Annotated in this window: 15 protein-coding genes; 9 read left to right on the top strand and 6 right to left on the bottom strand. The window is 43.4% G+C overall.

All coding sequences use genetic code 11. The annotated features are described in order from the left end of the window. Positions 1 to 5 precede the first annotated feature (5 nt). The 4 genes from SD449_RS00160 to tsaD form a co-directional block, all read right to left on the bottom strand. Positions 6 to 1,106, bottom strand: a complete 1,101-nt coding sequence (locus tag SD449_RS00160; protein WP_318308070.1) for an AI-2E family transporter — start codon at positions 1,104 to 1,106, stop codon at positions 6 to 8. Between the two features lie 3 nt (positions 1,107 to 1,109). Then, on the bottom strand, positions 1,110 to 1,757 hold the full coding sequence (locus tag SD449_RS00165) for a DUF4159 domain-containing protein (RefSeq protein WP_318308071.1): 648 nt from the start codon (positions 1,755 to 1,757) through the stop codon (positions 1,110 to 1,112). Positions 1,758 to 1,819: 62 nt separating this feature from the next. Beyond that, positions 1,820 to 2,527, bottom strand: coding sequence for a 16S rRNA (uracil(1498)-N(3))-methyltransferase (locus SD449_RS00170; protein ID WP_318308073.1), 708 nt, complete (start codon positions 2,525 to 2,527; stop codon positions 1,820 to 1,822). A gap of 19 nt (positions 2,528 to 2,546) precedes the next feature. After that, entirely contained in the window at positions 2,547 to 3,575 is a 1,029-nt protein-coding gene (gene tsaD / locus SD449_RS00175; RefSeq protein WP_318308075.1) for a tRNA (adenosine(37)-N6)-threonylcarbamoyltransferase complex transferase subunit TsaD, read from the bottom strand. Positions 3,576 to 3,703: 128 nt separating this feature from the next. On the opposite strand from tsaD, the gene SD449_RS00180 reads away from it, so the two are divergent. From SD449_RS00180 to SD449_RS00195, 4 genes are all read left to right on the top strand, one after another. Beyond that, a complete protein-coding gene (locus tag SD449_RS00180) occupies positions 3,704 to 8,104 on the top strand; it encodes a translocation/assembly module TamB domain-containing protein (RefSeq protein WP_318309174.1) in 4,401 nt (1,466 codons plus the stop codon). Between the two features lie 144 nt (positions 8,105 to 8,248). Beyond that, the gene (pfkA, locus tag SD449_RS00185; protein ID WP_318308076.1) at positions 8,249 to 9,235 is read left to right on the top strand and encodes a 6-phosphofructokinase; all 987 of its coding nucleotides are present in this window, start codon (positions 8,249 to 8,251) and stop codon (positions 9,233 to 9,235) included. A 23-nt stretch (positions 9,236 to 9,258) separates the two neighbouring features. After that, on the top strand, positions 9,259 to 10,260 hold the full coding sequence (gene gap, locus SD449_RS00190; protein WP_318308077.1) for a type I glyceraldehyde-3-phosphate dehydrogenase: 1,002 nt from the start codon (positions 9,259 to 9,261) through the stop codon (positions 10,258 to 10,260). 74 nt (positions 10,261 to 10,334) lie between these two features. Then, the gene (locus tag SD449_RS00195) at positions 10,335 to 11,186 is read left to right on the top strand and encodes an N-acetylglucosamine kinase (RefSeq protein WP_318308078.1); all 852 of its coding nucleotides are present in this window, start codon (positions 10,335 to 10,337) and stop codon (positions 11,184 to 11,186) included. On the opposite strand, the gene SD449_RS00200 is transcribed toward SD449_RS00195, so the two are convergent. Continuing rightward, the gene (locus SD449_RS00200; RefSeq protein WP_318308079.1) at positions 11,179 to 11,559 is read right to left on the bottom strand and encodes a RidA family protein; all 381 of its coding nucleotides are present in this window, start codon (positions 11,557 to 11,559) and stop codon (positions 11,179 to 11,181) included. The two genes, SD449_RS00195 and SD449_RS00200, sit on opposite strands and share 8 nt — an antisense overlap. 45 nt (positions 11,560 to 11,604) lie before the next feature. Next, complete coding sequence (locus tag SD449_RS00205; protein ID WP_318308080.1) at positions 11,605 to 14,289, bottom strand: putative LPS assembly protein LptD; 2,685 nt, start codon at positions 14,287 to 14,289, stop codon at positions 11,605 to 11,607. A 128-nt stretch (positions 14,290 to 14,417) separates the two neighbouring features. On the opposite strand from SD449_RS00205, the gene SD449_RS00210 reads away from it, so the two are divergent. From SD449_RS00210 to SD449_RS00230, 5 genes are all read left to right on the top strand, one after another. Next, a complete protein-coding gene (locus SD449_RS00210) occupies positions 14,418 to 15,614 on the top strand; it encodes an N-acetylmuramoyl-L-alanine amidase family protein (RefSeq protein WP_318308081.1) in 1,197 nt (398 codons plus the stop codon). A 65-nt stretch (positions 15,615 to 15,679) separates the two neighbouring features. Continuing rightward, positions 15,680 to 16,666 carry an MlaD family protein gene (locus tag SD449_RS00215; RefSeq protein ID WP_318308083.1) on the top strand — a complete coding sequence of 329 codons (987 nt, stop codon included), beginning with the start codon at positions 15,680 to 15,682 and terminating at the stop codon, positions 16,664 to 16,666. Beyond that, complete coding sequence (locus SD449_RS00220; RefSeq protein WP_318308084.1) at positions 16,667 to 17,992, top strand: (Fe-S)-binding protein; 1,326 nt, start codon at positions 16,667 to 16,669, stop codon at positions 17,990 to 17,992. Between the two features lie 10 nt (positions 17,993 to 18,002). Beyond that, a complete protein-coding gene (locus SD449_RS00225; protein ID WP_318308085.1) occupies positions 18,003 to 18,794 on the top strand; it encodes a (Fe-S)-binding protein in 792 nt (263 codons plus the stop codon). 54 nt (positions 18,795 to 18,848) lie between these two features. Next, on the top strand, positions 18,849 to 19,331 hold the full coding sequence (locus SD449_RS00230; RefSeq protein WP_318308086.1) for an ABC transporter ATPase: 483 nt from the start codon (positions 18,849 to 18,851) through the stop codon (positions 19,329 to 19,331). Positions 19,332 to 19,421 lie beyond the last annotated feature (90 nt).

Consider the following 19,421-nt stretch of genomic DNA (forward strand, 5'->3'; position numbering starts at 1 on the left):
TGGAACTATAAGTTTTTGGTCAATTTCTTCACAAAGTCGTTTTCGGCCAAAAACTCTTTTAAAACGACCTTTATTGCCGTATATCCCGGTACTGCCACGACCATTCCTACCACCCCAAAAAGAAGCCCTGCAATAATGATGACGAGAAATATTTCCAAAGGATGAGACTTCACACTTTTGGAAAAAATCAGGGGTTGGGAAAAGAAATTATCGATCAACTGACCTATACCAAGACCGATCAAAACATACATGGCCTTTGGCAAGATGACGGAGCTAAAATCGGCATCCATAAAACTTGTCATGGTCAGGACGATCATAGTTGCTCCACCGATCAATGGACCTATGTACGGGATAATGTTAAAGAGCGCACACAGGAAAGCGATCACAATGGCATTTTCGACACCAACAATCAAAAGCACAATGGTGTAGATGACAAAAAGAATAAATAATTGCAATAACAGACCGGCAAAGTATCTTGACAGGAGATTGTTGATTTTATCAATGGACTTGGTCAAGTTGCTCTCTTTGTCGTTGGGAACGAAGGTCAAGATTCCGTTTTGCATCAATTTACTATCCTTTAAAAAGAAGAATGTAATAAAGAGAACGGAAAAAAGTCCCACGCTAAAATTGCTGAGGGCATTGACGAAGGAGTTCAGCAAATTGGGGATAAATCCAAGGTCAAGATCTTTCAGCACATTTTCTTCCAGATGTGATTCATCCAACATATTGTTTACACTGCCCGATGATGCACCAAAATATTCCAGAGCCTGGACGTAGAGGGTGTTCAGATCGCCCTTGAGCGATTCAATGTCCAATAACGATAAGTTTTTGCTCTGTTCGGCAATGAGCGGTATAAAAAGGGATAGGATTCCCAGAAAAATGCTCAGCATGATAACCATGGTCACTACTACGGCCAAAGTGTTTGGGAACTTAAGTCTGTTCATCAAGAACTTTACTATGGGTCTACCCAACAGTGCCAGCACAGCGGCAATGGCCAAATAGGCCAGAACGGATTGTATTTTATAAAAAAACCATCCCAAGATGACCACTCCGGTAATAACGGCGACAGCTCTTAGTATTCCGTTGGCAATGATCTTTGCATTCATCGATTAATTTTTAAAAGCATACGCCACAATATTTGACCCCATTTGCAAGGCCTTTGACCGCACTTCTTCAGGGTCGTTGTGAACGGAGGGGTCTTCCCAGCCATCACCAAGGTCACATTCGTAAGTGTAGAGCAATATAAGTCGGCCGTTATCAAAAATACCAAAGGCCTGTGGTCTTTTTCCATCGTGCTCATGGATTTTGGGCAGACCATCGGGAAAGTTGAACTTTTGTGAAAATATGGGGTGGTCGGCGCCCAATTCCTCCAATGGTTTATCGGGAAAAACTTTTTCAAGCTCCCTTTTCAAATAGGGCTCCATACCATAATTATCATCAATGTGAAGAAAACCACCGGATAAAAGGTAGGTTCGAAGATTCTGAACCTCCTCGTCATTAAAAAAGACATTGCCATGCCCGGTCATGTGCAAAAAAGGATATTTAAAAATGGAAACACTGCCAGCCTCGACCGTTTCCGGCTCTGGATTTATTTTGGTGTCGATATTTTCGTTACAAAACCGAATTAAATTGGGAAGGGCCGTTGGGTTGGAATACCAATCACCACCGCCGCCATATTTCAAAACGGCTATTTGCTGTGAACAGATTGTACCGCTAGCAAAGAGCATCAGAAAAGCAAGTAATTGGTATCGTTTCATTTTCAAGCGGATGAGCCCATCAAAAATAGGACATTCATTTTAAAAAAATGTATGTTGGGATATTAGTTGTTGATCATGGCCACGGTAGCGCAAGATACAATTGCAGCGGTCTCGGTACGCAGTCTATTTATGCCCAACGATATGGGGATATACGCCTTGCTTTTGGCCAGGTCTATTTCCTCTTTGGAAAAATCGCCTTCGGGGCCTATAAGTATGGTGGCATCATTATCTGCGATAACACGTCTTTTAAGCTCCATTTTTTCACCATCCAGGCAATGTGCGATAAATTTAAATCCAAGCGAAGTATCCGACTCCATAAAATCATTATAGGCAATGGGGGGATTTAGTTTGGGCAGGACGGTTTGTAGGGATTGCTTCATGGCGGATTGGAGGACCCGTTCCATGCGCTTCATTTTCAGGGTCTTCCGTTCTGAATGCTCGCAGATGATAGGGGTTATTTCATCCACCCCGATCTCTGTGGCCTTTTCCAAAAACCATTCGTATCTATCGTTCATTTTGGTAGGGGCCACAACCATGTGCAGTTTATATCTTTTTGGGATGGATTTTCGTTCTGAGATTATTCGCGCCTTACATTTTTTTTGGTCCGGTTCCAAAATTTCGGCTTCGAACAAATAACCCTTTCCATTGGTGATGTGCACGATGTCCCCCTCTGTTTTTCGAAGTACACGGACAATGTGCTTGCTCTCGTCCGGAGGAAAAATAAATTGTTTGGCACTATAGTCCAATGATGGGTTGTAGAAAAGCTGCATAGTTGGGTTTTTAAATTAATCAGCCGCCAATGGCATAACGTGCCTTGGCGGCAATGCTTTGATCTGTAAACTCGCCCCTTACATATTTGAGGTAACCAACAATGCCGATCATTCCTGCATTGTCCGTGCAATACTCAAATTTAGGAATAAAGGTTTTCCAGCCCAACTTTTCCTCTGCATCTCTAAGTCTGCCACGTATACCGGAATTTGCGGCAACCCCACCTCCAATGGCAATTTGCTTTATACCAGTTTGTTCCACGGCCAAATGCAGTTTGTCCATCAAGATTTCCAAGATGGTAAACTGTACCGATGCGCAGATATCATTTAGGTTTTGGGACACAAAATCCGGTTTTTTTTGGGTCTCTCGTTGCAAAAAATAAAGAATGCTCGTTTTTAACCCGCTAAAACTAAAGTTCAGTCCATCTATCTTGGGCTTTGGAAAACTAAAGGCATCGGGATTTCCCAGCTTTGCATATTTATCGATCAATGGCCCTCCCGGATAAGGGAGTCCCATTAATTTTGCACTCTTATCAAAAGCCTCACCAACCGCATCGTCCAGCGTTTCGCCAAGAACTTCCATGCTAAAATGGTCCGTTACCTTTACAATTTGGGTATGACCGCCGCTAATGGTCATGGCCAAAAATGGGAACGAGGGAGCGGTCTGGTTTTCATCCTCGATAAAATGGGCCAAAATATGCGCTTCCATATGGTTGACCTCAATAAGTGGTATGTCCAGCCCAAGGGCCAAAGACTTGGCAAAAGAGGTTCCTACCAATAAAGAGCCCATGAGTCCGGGGCCCCTTGTAAAAGCTATGGCGGATAGCTGTTTTTTGTCGATATTTGCCTTGGCCAAGGCTTGGTGTACCACGGGAACAATATTTTGTTGATGCGCCCTTGAGGCTAACTCTGGGACAACACCTCCATATTGCTTGTGAATTTCTTGTGTTGCTACAACGTTGCTGAGTACTTTTGTATCGCAAAGTACGGCTGCAGAAGTATCATCGCAGGATGATTCGATTGCAAGAATGTATTTTTTTGGATTTTCCACAGGTTTTGGAACAAAAATTGGTCGTCAAAGGTAAAACATAAAGCCCTATCAAAAAACTTCGTAAAATACTATTACGTCTTCTATTGGCCATCGTGCTTATATTGGTATTGGGGTCTTTGATACTTTCCATGCCGGCGGTACAGACGAGATTGGGGAAATATGCCACGGATTCCCTGAACAAGGAGTTCGGCACCAACATACAGATAGATCGCGTAAGTGTTTCCCTTTTTAGCTTGAATGCGGGCATTAAGGGAGTTTACGTGGAGGATTACAAACAGGATACACTTTTTTATATACGTAAACTTTCCACTTCCATATTGAATTTACGGAACATGGCGAACAACAAAATGGAGTTCGGCGATATGGAACTGGATGGACTCATTTTTAATTTGAGGACTTACGAAGGGGAGACCGAAACCAATTTGGATGTGTTTGTGGCAAAGTTGGACGACGGCAAGCCCCGTGACCCGGGAACACCGCCATTTTTTATGTCCTCGGACGAGATCCAGATCCATTCTGGAAAATTTAGGTTGATCGATGATAATTTGGATTCCGCCGAAGTATTGAATTTTTCGGAAATTGAGATCTTGGCCTCCGATTTTCAGATTTTGGGTCCTGATGTTTCCTTAAAGATAGAGGACCTTTCCACCTTGGCGAAACGTGGGATACGCCTAAAAAAGATGTCCACGGATTTTAAATATACCAAACAGCAAATGCGGTTTGATTCGCTGCTTATCGATACCGAGCAATCCGAACTGAAGGGCAATCTGGTGTTCAATTATGAACGCGAAGACCTCGCCGATTTCATCAACTTGGTGAAGGTGGATGCAAATTTTACCGAATCATCCGTGGCGCTGAACGAGGTGAATGCTTTTTTCGATGAGTTTGGTCAGGACAAAACGGTGACCTTTACCGGCGATTTTAGCGGAGTGCTCAACCAGCTTCAAGTTGACAATTTGTTTCTTTTTACGGACAATACCGCAATACGTGGTGATTTCAGGTTCGATAATATGTTCAGCGAACAAGCTCCTTTCGTGTTGAAAGGGGATATAGACAATATCACCTCCAGCTATTATCAGCTCCGAAGCATATTGCCAAAAATATTGGGGAGGAACATCCCGCAGTCCATCGAGAAATTGGGTCAGTTCACGGTGCGCGGGGATGCGGAAATCACCGAAACCTCGATTGATGTAACGGTAAACCTGAACACTGCGGTAGGTGACAGCTATGTGGACCTACAAATGACCAATGTCCAGACCATTGAAGATGCATCTTATATCGGTTTTATTTCTTTGATAGATTTTGATATCGGAGAGTTTATAGATAACAAAGATTTGGGGCTTTCTTCCATGGATATGAACGTGGAGGGCAAAGGCTTCGTTGCGGAAAGTTTGAACACGAAAATTTCCGGGGACGTTTACAAGTTTGAGTTCAACAATTACGAGTACAACAAAATAAAGGTAAGCGGTGTGCTTAGGAACCAACTTTTTGATGGGGTACTGCTTTGCAACGATGATAATTTTAGGTTCGATTTTCAGGGATTGGCCAATTTTGGGGAACGTGAGAACAAATTCAACTTTGTGGCGGCCGTGGATTATGCCGACTTGAAGAAGCTCAACTTTATCAATGATAGCATATCCATTTTTAAGGGTCATGTGGATATGGATATCGAAGGAAACAATTTGGACGACATGGCCGGGCAGCTGCGTTTTTCCAATACCACCTACCAGAATGTAAACGATACCTATTATTTTGAGGACTTTTCGGTCAATTCCACATTTGAGCAGGATACCATCAGGACCGTTGAAATCAATTCGCCCGATATTATTACCGGTTACATGAGGGGGAATTTTAGGGTGAACGAGTTGGGAAGATTGGTGCAGAACTCCGTAGGTAGTATTTATACCAACTATCAACCCTTCAAAATCTCCAAGGGACAATATTTGGATTTCAATTTTAAGATATATAATAAAATAGTGGATGTATTTGTCCCCGAGATAGCTTTTGATGCCAATACCTTTATACGGGGCTCCATAGAAGCGGACCAGAGTGATTTTAAGCTCACCTTCAAATCTCCAAGTATCGAAGCCTTCGGGAACAAGTTTGACAACATAGAACTCAAGATAGACAATAAGAACCCATTGTTCAACACCTTCGTTTCCGTGGAGGATATGTCCACGGTATATTATGACATCAAGGATTTTAGCCTGATCAATACCACCTTAAAAGATACTTTGTTCTTTAGGACGGAGTTCAAGGGTGGCAGTGAATACAATGATAGTTATAACCTTAACTTTTATCACACCTTCAACGAAAACAACCGGTCGGTGATCGGCTTAAAAAAGTCGGATATCAGCTTTAAGGGGAATACATGGGTGCTCAACAAAAACGGGAACGATAAGAACAAGGTAATCTTTAACAGCTCATTGGACAGCATCAGGATAGAGGATGTGGTCATGGACAACAATAATCAGGAACAGATCCGATTGAGGGGCGAGTTTGCAGACTCCACCTACAAGGACTTGGACCTTCAATTTAAATTGGTATCCCTGAGCAAGGTCACCCCGGCCATTGATAGCTTAAAACTGAACGGAGAGGTGGATGGATTTCTCAATATTTTACAAAAAGATGGGAAATACCTGCCCACATCAAGCTTAAAAGTTCAGAATTTTAGCGTGAACAACATGCGCATGGGAGATTTGGAAGTAGGGATTTATGGAAACAATGATCTCACCGAATTTGGGGTAAGCACATGGCTGAATGACGATGGCAAGGAACGGATGAGCATCAATGGCAAGGTGACCAACATTAACAATCGGCAAGAATTGGACCTGACCGCCAATCTCTCGGATTTTGCATTGGAACCTTTTAAACCTTTGGGCGAGGACATTATTTCCAACATTAGGGGTAAAGTGAGCGGGGAGGCCACTATAAGTGGATTCGTCGAAAACCCATCCATCAACGGATTGCTCACCTTGAACGATGCCGGAATCGGGATACCCTACCTAAACGTGGACTATAATTTTGCCCCCCGCTCCCAAGTGCGCCTGTTTGATCAAACCTTTTATTTTGAAAATGTGGAACTGTCCGATGTGGAAGAGGGAACCACGGCGACTTTGGACGGCACTATAAGCCACACCGGTTTTGACGATTGGTATTTGGGACTGGATGTGGATACCAAGAGCGACCGTTTTATGATCTTGAATACCGAGTATGATGAGGAATCGCTTTATTACGGACAAGGCTTCATCAACGGAACGGGAAGTATTTACGGACCCACCGATGCCTTGACGATATCTGTGGATGCATCTACGGCCAGGGGAACTTCCCTAAAGATCCCTTTGAGCGATGTTACCAGTGTCGGCGACTATTCCTTTATCAATTTTATAGAAAAGGACAAATCCAATTCCTTTGAAGAGGAGCGCGTATTGGATGAATATCAAGGGCTCGAAATGGCGTTTGACCTTGCCGTTACCCCAGAGGCCGAAGTGGAGATCGTTGTGGACCAAACCACGGGAAGCTCCCTAAAGGGCACCGGAGAAGGAATTTTGCTGATAGAGATCAATACCAACGGAAAATTCAATATGTACGGAGATTTTGTCGTGGTTTCCGGCGAGTATAATTTTAAATACGGTGGAGTAATAGACAAAAAGTTCAAAGTGCGTCCGGGAGGTACCATTCTTTGGGAGCGCGACCCGTTGGATGCTCAATTGAACTTGGAGGCGGTCTATTCCCTGAACGCAAATCCGGCCCCGCTTTTGGATAATGCCGGGTACACCGGAAGGATACCTACCGAGGTCGTGGTGAGGTTGGATGGAGAGCTAGAAAGCCCGAACATTAATTTTGGGATAGAATTCCCCGGAACCAACTCCGTGGTCCAATCCGAGCTCGAATACCGCCTGCAGGACCCTACCATTAAGGAACGGAATGCTTTCTTCCTATTGGCACAGGGAACCTTTGTAAATCCACAATCGGGAGGAATCAACCAACAGGCCGTAACGGGAAATCTTATTCAGACCGCATCGGGGCTTTTCAACCAAATTTTATCCGGTAACAACGACAAACTAAACTTTGGCCTTTCCTATGAGCAGGGCTATAACGACCCCAATGCCGATATCACCACCGAGGACAGGATCGGTGTTACCGTTTCCACACAATTGTCCGACCGTATTTTGGTGAACGGAAGGGTAGGGGTGCCAGTGGGTGGAGTTTCGGAGACCGTGGTGGCAGGCGATGTGGAGGTACAGGTATTGTTGAACGACCAAGGGACCCTGAGCGCCAAGATTTTCAACAGGGAAAATCAAGTACAGCAATTTCTCGCGGAACGTCAAGGCTATACTCAAGGTGTGGGATTGTCCTACCAAGTGGATTTCAATAGCTTCAGGGAACTGATGCGAAAAGTTTTCAATAAACAGGAGAAACCGGAACCGGAAACGGAGCAGGAACCCACTGCAACAGAACAGCGTATGCAGGTCATGGGCAAGGATAGTTTGATACGTTTTTCGGAAAAGCCCATAAATCGCCCGTAATCAGTTCAATAAAATTTATATTTTTAAGCGTTTTTATATTAATTTATTACGAAAACGTTTGAGAAACTTCTGCAAATCAAATAAATTATTAAGATATTCAAAATTTGAATAAAGTTTCCTAGCTTTGATCTCTTAAAAATTTGAATGGCTTCAGAAATTAAAAAAATAGGAGTTTTTACGTCTGGCGGAGACTCTCCTGGGATGAATGCCGCAATTCGTTCCGTTGTCCGTACATGTGCATATTTGGGAATTGAGTGTGTTGGTATCTATAGAGGATACCAAGGTATGATCGAAGGGGATTTTAAAACCTTGGATGCGCGCAGTGTGAACAACATTATTAATAAAGGAGGAACCATTTTAAAGTCTGCCCGCTGCGAAGAATTTAGAACAAAGGAAGGGCGGAAGAAAGCTTACGACCAATTGACCAAGGAAGGAATCAATGCCTTTGTGGTAATTGGAGGAAATGGAAGCTTTACAGGTGCCCTTTTGTTCACCGAGGAATATAATTTTCCCGTAATCGGTATTCCAGGGACCATTGACAACGATATTTTGGGGTCTTCCTACACAATAGGGTTCGATACGGCAATCAATACAGTAGTAGATGTAATCGATAAGATACGCGACACGGCAAGCTCCCATAACCGTTTGTTCTTTGTTGAGGTCATGGGACGGGACGTAGGCCATATCGCCCTTAATGCGGGAGTCGGTGCAGGAGCTGAGGAAATTTTGATACCCGAGCAAAACCTGGGCCTTGAGCGTTTATTGGATTCTTTGAAGCGAAGCAAAGCTTCCGGAAAATCATCCAGTATCGTTATTGTGGCAGAAGGGGATAGAATAGGAAAAAATGTATTTGAACTAAAGGAATATGTGGAAGAGCATTTGCCTATTTACGATGTAAGGGTTTCCGTATTGGGACACATGCAACGTGGTGGCAACCCAACATGCTTTGACCGTGTTCTGGCCAGTAGAATGGGAGTAAAGGCAGTAGAGAGTATATTGGAGGGCAAGTCCAATTTAATGGTGGGCATCAGGGATACCAAATTGGTGCTTACCCCCTTGTCCGAGGCCATAAAGGCACACACTGAAATAGACGAAGAGCTCATAAGAGTTTCTGATATAATGACAACTTAAATTTAAACACAAAAAAAGGAAACATGTCAAATTTAAAAATAGGAATCAACGGATTCGGTAGAATAGGAAGGCTTGTATTTAGAGCAACCGTAAAAAGAGGCGATGTGGATGTTGTCGCAATCAACGATTTGTTGGATGTGGAACACCTGGCCTACTTATTAAAGTACGACTCCGTTCACGGAAACTTTGACGGTACCGTAGAAGTAAAGGACGGAAATCTAGTGGTCAACGGAAATACCATTAGAATTACGGCAGAACGCGACCCCAAAAACTTGAAATGGGACGCAGTTGGTGCTGAGATCGTTGCAGAATGTACCGGTATCTTTACCACTTTGGACATGGCCCAATCACATATTGATGGTGGTGCCAAAAAAGTAGTGATCTCTGCACCGTCCAAAGACGCCCCAATGTTCGTGATGGGTGTTAACCACAAAGATGTAAAAGCAACGGATACCATTATTTCCAACGCTTCCTGTACCACCAACTGTTTGGCACCGATTGCCAAAGTACTTAACGATGAGTTCGGTATTGCAGAAGCCTTGATGACCACGGTACACGCAACTACAGCTACCCAATTGACCGTTGATGGTCCGTCCAAAAAGGATTATAGAGGTGGTAGAAGTGCCCTTTTGAACATTATCCCAGCTGCAACAGGAGCCGCCAAAGCGGTAACCAAGGTAATCCCTGCATTGGAAGGTAAACTTACAGGTATGGCCTTTAGGGTGCCGACTGCCGATGTTTCCGTAGTGGATTTGACCGTAAGATTGGAAAAAGAAACTTCTTACGAAGGTATCAAAGCTGCAATGAAAGCCGCTTCCGAAGGTGAATTGGCCGGCGTTTTGGGCTACACCGAAGAATTGGTGGTATCACAAGACTTTGTTGGCGATGTGAGGACTTCTATTTTTGATGCCGATGCGGGAATCGAATTGAATTCAACATTCTTCAAGGTCGTATCTTGGTACGATAACGAAACAGGTTACTCCAACAAATTGGTAGAATTGGCATTGCACGCAGCAAGCCTATAATCAATAACATCATAAATTTTTCATCCTGAAGGGGAACTCCCCTTCAGGATTTCAATATAAAATCTCGACGTATTATGGTTTTGATTGTGGATAGTGGTGCCACTAAATCCGATTGGATCGCCCTTGATGAAAAGGGAAAACAATTGTTTGTGACCCAAACATTGGGACTGAGTCCAGAAGTGTTGACCAAAGAAGTGATTGAAGATAGGTTGGCCAATAATTTTGAACTTTCCAAAAACAAGGAACAAGTACGTCAACTTTATTTTTACGGTGCCGGCTGCGGAACCGATAGAATGAAGAATTTTTTAAAGGCCATCTTTAAGGATTTTTTTCCCAATGCAAAGGCAGAGGTAAGGGAAGACACTTATGCGGCCATATATGCCACTACAAAAATTGGTAAACAGGGAATTGTTTGTATTCTGGGTACCGGTTCCAATTGCAGTTATTATGATGGGCACCAGCTCATACAAAAAGTAACCTCTTTGGGATACATTCTTATGGATGATGGCAGTGGTAATTTCTTTGGACGTAAATTGATCAGGGATTACTACTTCCACAAAATGCCACAAGATCTTGGAATGAAGTTCGCCAAGGAGTTTGACCTTGATGCCGACGTAATCAAGGAGCATCTGTATAAGCAGCCCAACCCTAACACGTATTTGGCCACTTTTGCCCGGTTTATCATAGAAAATAAGGAACACCCGTATTGCAAAGGGGTAATCGAAAAAGGTTTACAGCAGTTCGTGAACAACTATATTATGCAGTACGAGCTTGCCACCAAGGTGCCCGTGAGCTTCGTAGGCAGTATTGCCCATTTCTTACAGGACGAACTAAAAGCCTGTTTGGAACGCAATGATTTGATCTTGGGAGTTATCCGAAGAAGACCTATTGAAGGTTTGGTCGAGTTTCACAAGGAGACTATTTAACCGCGATCATCGATATTTCCACATTCACAAACTTAGGCAGGTTTGCCACCTCCACAGTTTCCCGTGCCGGTGCGGTATCGGGATTAAAGTATGTACCATAGACCTCGTTAATTTGGGCAAATTGGTTCATGTCCTTAATAAATATGGAGGACTTGATGACGTTTTCAAATGTCATTCCCGCTGCTTCAAGAATGGCCTTTAGATTCTCCATGGACTGTTTGGTCTCACTTTGGATGTCGCCCTCGACTAGATTTCCCGTGGCAGGGTCAATAGGGATCTGTCCCGAAATGTACAATGTATCATTTACAAGTACCGCTTGGTTGTATGGACCTATGGGTGCTGGGGCTTTTGGGGTATTGATTATTTTTTTCATGTCTGTATCAGTAATATGATGAAGGTAAAAAATATAGGCCGGATATTAACGCTGGCTTCTGTTTTCCCATTTGATGTCGCTCAAAATAGAACTCTTTATCCCGATAAAGAAATACCATCTCTCAAACCTTCCAAAAGGAGTCCAATCAAAACTTAGCCTAAAACTGCCAAGATCTCTTTTAAAGGCAAAACGGGTGTCGGTAAAACCTTTGTTCTTGATATCGTAACCAGAGTTAAAGCCCACTTCCCATTTGGGCGTAAGTTGAATATTGCCCGAAAACATCAGGGAATGGTTGGTAATTTCACTCTGTCTGTTATTGTTGTTGTAGGACGCCACATAGGTAAATCGGGCATCCCACGGAAGCGAGTTGTTGTAAATGGGTTGGTCCTCATCGTTCTTTTTGCCACGACCTTTGCCTCCTTCATTAAATCGAGAGGAAGGTTCTCTTATATTGTCCATCGCAAACGGGTTATCGCTAAAATCCGATTGTTTCTCCTCGTCGCTTTTTTCTTTTCCCCCGCCTTTTTTAAACATTTCACTGTTCAACGAGAATCCGGTGTTTAACCGGGCCGATGTCAAACGGGCTATTCCCCCGCCATTATTTACGTTAAGGGTGTTGATTCGCCTGCCGTTGTTGTCAATGGCGTAAGGGTCAAAGGTCGCCGAAAAGTTTATGGGTACATTTTTTATAATTTCCGTAGCACCGCTCATGTTGATGGGACTCAGTTTAAGGGAATCGGCCTCTAGATTATAACTGGCGGAAAAGGAAAGGTTGCTCAAAATCTTCACCTTTTTGGGTTCCGTGGCCGTGGAGTCCTTGTCACGGACTTTTGCTTCAAGCGAGTTTTGAAGGGAGAAGCTCAGGGCGCTGCCCTTGTTCAAGGAAGGCCTTCCATAAATACTGGTCTCAAATGGAGTGTACTCCACTTCCTCGCCATCTTCATCCGTATAGCTCTCGTAAAACTGTTCGAACGAAGGTGTATAGCTATAGCTTATCGAAGGTCTCATAACGTGTCGCAGGGCCTGTATTTTCTTGCCTTCGCCAAAATTCCAAGTACCGTACATGGTGGTACCGATGCTCGTTCCAAAGCTGTATCTGTTAAAACGGTCAAACCCTGCAATGGTATCGGTAACAACTTCTTCCGTCTCGGAATCATATTGTCTCCGTATCGTTTCCATTGTCCATATGTCCTCGTAATTTCCGTTTAAACTCACACTAAGATATTTGGCCAGCTTAAAGTTGGTGGCAATGGGTATTCTGTGACGGGCACCAATTCTGGCATCATCGAACATTCCGCTCTTGAAAAAATTCTCCTCGGTAGTCGTAATGCTGTTCTGCGCGTTTACATCATACTGAAAGTTGATGTTTTCAAAAACGCCCTTCTTTACCTCGTCCCGCTTTACGAAGGGATAGATTCGTTCCATACTTCCTTGGAACGTCGGCAGCGACATATTGATTACCTGCGTTCTCGAGTTTTGGGTATGGCTTACCGTTAAGCTCGTATTTACCGAGGGATATTCTGGAAATGTTTTTGAATAGCTTATGGAAGATGCAAAAGTGTTGGTTTGCGAATTGTTCCGGTTTACCTGGTTGAGCGAGTTGGTGTAATATTGACTGGAACCCAAGTTCACTGAAGCTGAAAACCTTGAGTTTGGACTGGCCTTGGGGTCTTGGGAATGCGAAATTCTAATGTTGTAATTGCTCGTCCTACTGTAATCATCAAACCCTTTTTGACTGGTTACAAGGTTCTCATAACTGATGCTGACATTCCCCTTGAACTTATATCGCTTTGCATAAATGGAATTACCTTGGAGACCATAACTTCCGTTGGTGTAATAATCTCCCATAACGCTAAGGTCCACATAATCGCTTATCGGCAGATAATACCCTCCATTTTGTATAAAATATCCTCGTCTTGGGTCGTTACCAAAAGTGGGAAATAGAATTCCCGGAGCTCTACCCCCTGTTAGTGGAAAATAGGCAAAGGGCAGGGCAACAGGGGTAGGCACATCCACGATGTACATGTTGCTATACCCGGCAATGATTTTCTTTTTGGGGACGAACTTGGCCTTTCGGACCCGAATGTAGTAATCGGGGTTGACCGTATCATTGGATGTCGTTAGTTTTCCCTCGTACAAAAAGTAGACCGAGTCGTTTTCTTTCTTAGTCCTTTCGGCGTATACCTTCATGGCATCCTGTCCCAATTGTCCCAATCCGGCTTCCTGTTCAGTTCTGGAATTCCAGATCAGCGCTTTTTGGGTGTCAAAATTAAAACGGATGGAATCCGGTCTTACCTCGTTGTCGCCCTGTTTAAAAAAAGGCAGCTGGGAGTAATTTCCCAAGGAATCCTTCATTCGGCCGGCATAGACCTCGTTTTTCACATAATCCATTACAATTACACCGGCCTTAAGTTCGGTATCTTGATAATAGATTTCAGCTTCATCGTACAGATAAATCTTATTGTCCTTTTGGCTGAGCTTTACATAATCTTTGGCCTTATATTTGATTTTATCCAAGAGTAACGGTTGCTTTTTTGGCACGGTATCTGTGTCAACGGAATCAACCTTGGTAGAATCATTTAATATGTTGGGTGGCAAGAGGGGCGCCGTGATGGTGTCTTTGGAAACCTTTATAGGCAAAGGTCTAATGAGGTCTTCCTGAGCACTTAAGGTAGCGATGCCACAAAGAAGAACAAATAGGAAAAGTAAAAAATGTTTATTTGGTTGCAACGTGATAAATCCTATTTTTGTGCTAGTCGGCCCAGTTTAGGGGTCAAACTTACATATATTTTTTGTTCTACTTATTGGGGATTACAATATTTTTAACCAATACAGAACGCTATAATTACTCAGTTCTTATGAATAAAAGTCGGTTGATATTTTTAATTTGTCTTCTATTGGTCCTTCCATTGACCTCTTTCAACAAAAATGATACCGAGGTTCCTCCAAAGGATAAATTTGTAGTGGTCCTGGATGCCGGTCATGGTGACCATGACCCCGGTAACATTGGAAATGGTTATCTGGAAAAGGAAATTGCACTTGCCATCGTGCTGAAGGTGGGAAAGGAGCTGGAAAAGTATCCAGATATCAAAGTAGTGTATACCAGAAAGGATGATACGTTCATAGATTTGTTCGTAAGGGGCGAGATCGCCAATGAAGCGAATGCCGATCTATTTGTTTCTGTCCACTGCAATGCCCATAATTCAGACGCCTACGGAGCGGAGACCTATGTGCTCGGACTCCACGCAAACCGACAAAACTTTGAAGTCGCCAAAAAGGAGAACTCCGTAATTTATTTGGAGGACGATTATGAGCAGAGGTATGCCAAGTACGATATCAATTCACCCGAATCGGTGATAGGTCTTACGATCATGCAGGAAGAGTTCTTGGACCAGAGCATCCAATTGGGAAAAAAGATTCAGGATAATTTTACAAAAGGGCTCAAGCGCAAGGACAGAAAGGTAAAGCAGGCCGGGTTTATAGTTCTACACCAAACTTTTATGCCCAGTGTATTGGTAGAAGCAGGTTTTTTGACCAACAAGAACGAAGGAAGCTACCTTAATTCCAAAAAGGGTCAGGAAGAAATGGGCAAGGCCATTGCCGATGCAGTATTGGCATACAAAGAGGAAATGGGGTTCACCGCCGCAACTACCCCTGAAACTCCTAAAATCGAAGATGCCCAAGTGGCCGTGAACATACCGGAAACCAAGAAAAATGATATCAAGGATGAGGCCAAGGTGGAGTCACCCTCAAACATACAAAAGGAAGCACCCAAAGAAGAAAAAGAGAAACCAAGTGCCAATGGAGTTATTTACAAGGTACAGCTCATGGCAAGCGCCAAAAATATCCCCCTGACCGGAAGTAATTTTAACGGTTTGGATAAATTATCCAGAGAGCCGTACAAAAACCTCTATAGATATATGTATGGCAATGCAAACTCTTATGAAGAGGCCAAAAGCTTAAAAAAAGCTGCGGACGCCAAGGGTTACACCACATCTTACATTGTTGCTTACAAGGACGGGGTAAGGGTTCCTTTGACAGCGGCCATGAAGTAGATTTGCCACAAGGGGATTCTTGAAAAAATTATTCCTAATTTTGTTTAAACCATAAACCGAATCTTTTGAAACTATCCAGGGAAATTAAAACTGGGATTATCGTAGTTGCTGGCATTGCGGCCTTTATCTTTGGTCTGAGCTACTTAAAATCCTCTCCGCTTTTCGAAAACAACAAAACATTTTATGCCGTTTACGATAATGTAGGTGGTCTACAGCCCGGAACCCAGGTTTCAATCAATGGGTACAACGTGGGCAATGTTACCGATATCAGTTTTAAGGATAGCTCGGGAAAACTGTTGGTTACCTTGACGGTGAGCAATGAATTTGAATTTTCCGAAAACAGTATCGCGGAACTTTTTGATACCGGAATCATTGGGGGGAAGGGGGTTCAAATTGTACCTGTTTTTGACCAAGCTCCAAGAGCCGAATCAGGAGACACCTTAAAATCAAAAATAAAACCAGGGATCACCGAACTGGTGCAACAAAAGTTGACGCCGCTCCAAATGAAGGTGGAGGGTGCCGTATCCAATGCGGATTCCTTGTTGATGAACGTAAACCAGATTTTGGACGACCCCACCAAAAAACAGCTCAAGGAAACCATCGTTTCATTGAATGCACTGGTCAGGTCATTTAAGGGAAGTGCCGATAATTTGAATATATTGTTGGATAATAACAGGGCACAACTGGACAGTTCATTGAAAAATGTAAGCCATATTACTTCCAACTTTTCAAAACTGTCGGACTCCTTGGTCAACTCAGATTTGGGAGGGACCCTTACAGAGTTCCAGACCACAGTTGGCAAGTTGAACGCCATATTGGCCAAGATAGAACGGGGAGAGGGATCTCTGGGCAAATTGCACCAAGACGATGCACTCTATAATAATTTGGCGGAAGCATCAAGGGAATTGGACCTATTGTTGCAGGATTTCAGGCTCAACCCCAAGCGATATGTCAATGTTTCGGTTTTTGGAAAAAAACAGAAGGAATATACCCTTCCCGAAGATGACCCTGCCGAAGAGGAACAGCCCATAGAACAAAAAGAGAATCAATAAATGGAATATTTGCCCAACGTATTGTTTGCCCTGGCCCTTGTTGCGGGCATTGGATTCTTTGCCCGTAATGTTAAAAAGTTATCCAGAAATATAAAGCTCGGGAAAGATGTCGACGTGAGCGACAACAAACCCCAACGTTGGAAAAATATGGTAAAGATTGCCCTTGGGCAGACCAAAATGGTCGTTCGCCCTATTGCGGGCTTAATGCATATTATCGTTTATATGGGCTTCATCATCATAAACATTGAAGTGTTGGAAATTATTCTCGATGGACTTCTGGGAACACACCGTTTGTTTTCTCCATTAGGTTCACTATATAATTTTTTGATAGGGTCCTTTGAGGTATTGGCGCTTTTGGTAATCGTGGCCGTAGTTGTTTTCTGGATAAGAAGGAACATCATAAGGCTTCAACGATTCATAAAACCTGAAATGAAAGGGTGGCCCAAGACCGACGGGAACCTGATCCTGTACATAGAGTTTGTATTGATGCTGTTGTTCTTGACCATGAACGCAGCGGATTTTCAATTACAACAGCTAGGAGCCGAACACTACACACAAGCAGGGGCGTTTCCTGTAAGTCAATTTATTGTTCCTTTGTTCGAAGGTCTATCAGAATCATCTTTAATTCTTGTGGAAAGAACCGCTTGGTGGTTGCATATTTTGGGGATTTTGGCCTTTCTCAATTACCTCTATTATTCAAAACATTTGCATATTCTATTGGCATTCCCCAATACCTACTACGGGAAACTTAAGCCGCAGGGAGCATTCAACAACCTAAAATCCGTCACCAATGAAGTAAAATTGATGATGGACCCGGATGCCGACCCATATGCCGCTCCTGTTGAAGATGAATCGGCCGAGCCGGAAAAATTTGGTGCATCCGACGTAATGGATTTGAATTGGGTGCAATTGCTCAATGCCTATACCTGCACGGAATGTGGGCGTTGTACGTCCGAGTGTCCAGCGAATCAAACAGGAAAAAAGCTGTCACCACGAAAAATAATGATGGATACCCGCGATCGTTTGGAAGAAGTGGGCAAGATTATGGACGCTAACAACGGGGAGTTCGTTTCGGATGGTAAACAATTGCTGGACGATTACATTACCAGGGAGGAACTCTGGGCCTGCACAACCTGTAACGCATGTGTACAAGCCTGTCCCGTAAGTATAGACCCATTGTCCATAATCGTGGAAATGCGAAGATACTTGGTGATGGAACAATCAGCCGCACCCATGGAGCTGAACAATATGATGTCCAACATAGAAAATAACGGCGCACCTTGGCCCTACAACCAAATGGACCGTTTAAACTGGGTTAACGAATAAATCAAAAACTATGAGCGAACAATTGAAGGTCAAGACCATGCAGGAGTTTATGGCGGAAGGCAAGCAACCGGAAATATTGTTCTGGGTCGGTTCCGCGGGTAGTTATGATGATCGGGCCAAAAAAATTTCAAGGGCTTTCGTAAAATTACTGAACAAGGCGAATGTGGATTTTGCCGTTTTGGGTACGGAGGAGAGCTCTACCGGGGATGTTGCCAAACGGGCCGGTAACGAATTCTTGTTCCAGATGCAGGCCATGATGAACATTGAACTGTTGAACGGATATGAAATCAAAAGAATAGTTACTTGTGATCCGCATTCCTTCAACACCCTTAAAAATGAGTACCCTGGTTTGGGCGGGAGTTATGATGTGGTACACCACACCCAATATCTAAAGGAACTGATAGACGGTGGGCGCCTGACCCTTACGGGCGATGGATATAAGGGAAAGCGAATTACCTTTCACGACCCGTGCTATTTGGGCAGGGCCAATTCTGTTTTTGATGCACCTCGGGAGCTACTTGCCAAGACCAATGCGGAATTGGTAGAAATGAAGCGACATAAAAAAACCGCGCTGTGCTGCGGAGCAGGAGGAGCACAAATGTTCAAGGAACCGGAGAAAGGTGATATGGATGTCAACGTGTTGCGTACCAAAGATGCCCTTGAGACCAATCCAAATATTATTGCAACAGGCTGTCCTTATTGCAATACCATGATGACGGATGGAATAAAGGCACACGAAAAGGAAGAAAGTGTCACTGTATTGGACGTGGCCGAGATTTTGGCCAACTCCCAAGGATTATAAACCAAATATAAAAATGTCAGGTCGAGCGAAGTCGAGACCGAAATACATAAAAATATGCTAGTGGATTTTAATGAGTTGCCCGATAATTCCAGAATTTGGATCTATCAGGCCGATAGAAGTTTTACCGAAGAAGAACTGCAGGAGTTGGAAGGGAGTCTTACGGAGTTCTTAAAAGAATGGACGGCCCACGGCAGTCACTTGCACGCTGGGTTTGAAATTAAATATAAGAGATTCATTGTGATAGGTTTAAATCAGACCAATGCAAGCGCATCCGGCTGCTCCATTGATGCTTCTGTACATTTTATCCAAAACTTGGAGCAAAAGTACAACGTGCAATTGTTGGACAGAATGAACGTTTCCTTCAAGCAAGGCGAGTTCATTACCTACAAACCCCTGAAGGATTTCAAGAAAATGGCCAAGGCCAAATCCGTTTCCGCAAGTACCATTGTATTCAACAATTTGGTGGCGACAAAACAAGAGTATTTGGAGAATTGGGAAGTGCCGGCAAGCGAAAGTTGGCATTCCAGATTTGTATAGGATATTCTTAAATTATCTTAATTTGTATGCTTCCCTCGATGAAATGCAATATTTTTATCAGCAAAAAGTTCAAGTCCTAGACTAGATTTT

This window comes from Flagellimonas crocea (assembly GCF_033441595.1).
In the GTDB taxonomy this organism is placed as follows: Bacteria; Bacteroidota; Bacteroidia; order Flavobacteriales; family Flavobacteriaceae; genus Flagellimonas; species Flagellimonas crocea.

Coding starts and splice junctions, on each gene's coding strand:
- SD449_RS00220 (WP_318308084.1), top strand. CDS start 16,667: ATGGAATATTTGCCCAACGTATTGTTTGCCCTGGCCCTTGTTGCGGGC.
- gap (WP_318308077.1), top strand. CDS start 9,259: ATGTCAAATTTAAAAATAGGAATCAACGGATTCGGTAGAATAGGAAGG.
- SD449_RS00170 (WP_318308073.1), bottom strand. CDS start 2,527: ATGCAGCTTTTCTACAACCCATCATTGGACTATAGTGCCAAACAATTT.
- pfkA (WP_318308076.1), top strand. CDS start 8,249: ATGGCTTCAGAAATTAAAAAAATAGGAGTTTTTACGTCTGGCGGAGAC.
- SD449_RS00165 (WP_318308071.1), bottom strand. CDS start 1,757: ATGAAACGATACCAATTACTTGCTTTTCTGATGCTCTTTGCTAGCGGT.
- SD449_RS00180 (WP_318309174.1), top strand. CDS start 3,704: ATGCCGGCGGTACAGACGAGATTGGGGAAATATGCCACGGATTCCCTG.
- SD449_RS00230 (WP_318308086.1), top strand. CDS start 18,849: ATGCTAGTGGATTTTAATGAGTTGCCCGATAATTCCAGAATTTGGATC.
- SD449_RS00225 (WP_318308085.1), top strand. CDS start 18,003: ATGAGCGAACAATTGAAGGTCAAGACCATGCAGGAGTTTATGGCGGAA.
- SD449_RS00200 (WP_318308079.1), bottom strand. CDS start 11,559: ATGAAAAAAATAATCAATACCCCAAAAGCCCCAGCACCCATAGGTCCA.
- SD449_RS00195 (WP_318308078.1), top strand. CDS start 10,335: ATGGTTTTGATTGTGGATAGTGGTGCCACTAAATCCGATTGGATCGCC.
- SD449_RS00210 (WP_318308081.1), top strand. CDS start 14,418: ATGAATAAAAGTCGGTTGATATTTTTAATTTGTCTTCTATTGGTCCTT.
- SD449_RS00160 (WP_318308070.1), bottom strand. CDS start 1,106: ATGAATGCAAAGATCATTGCCAACGGAATACTAAGAGCTGTCGCCGTT.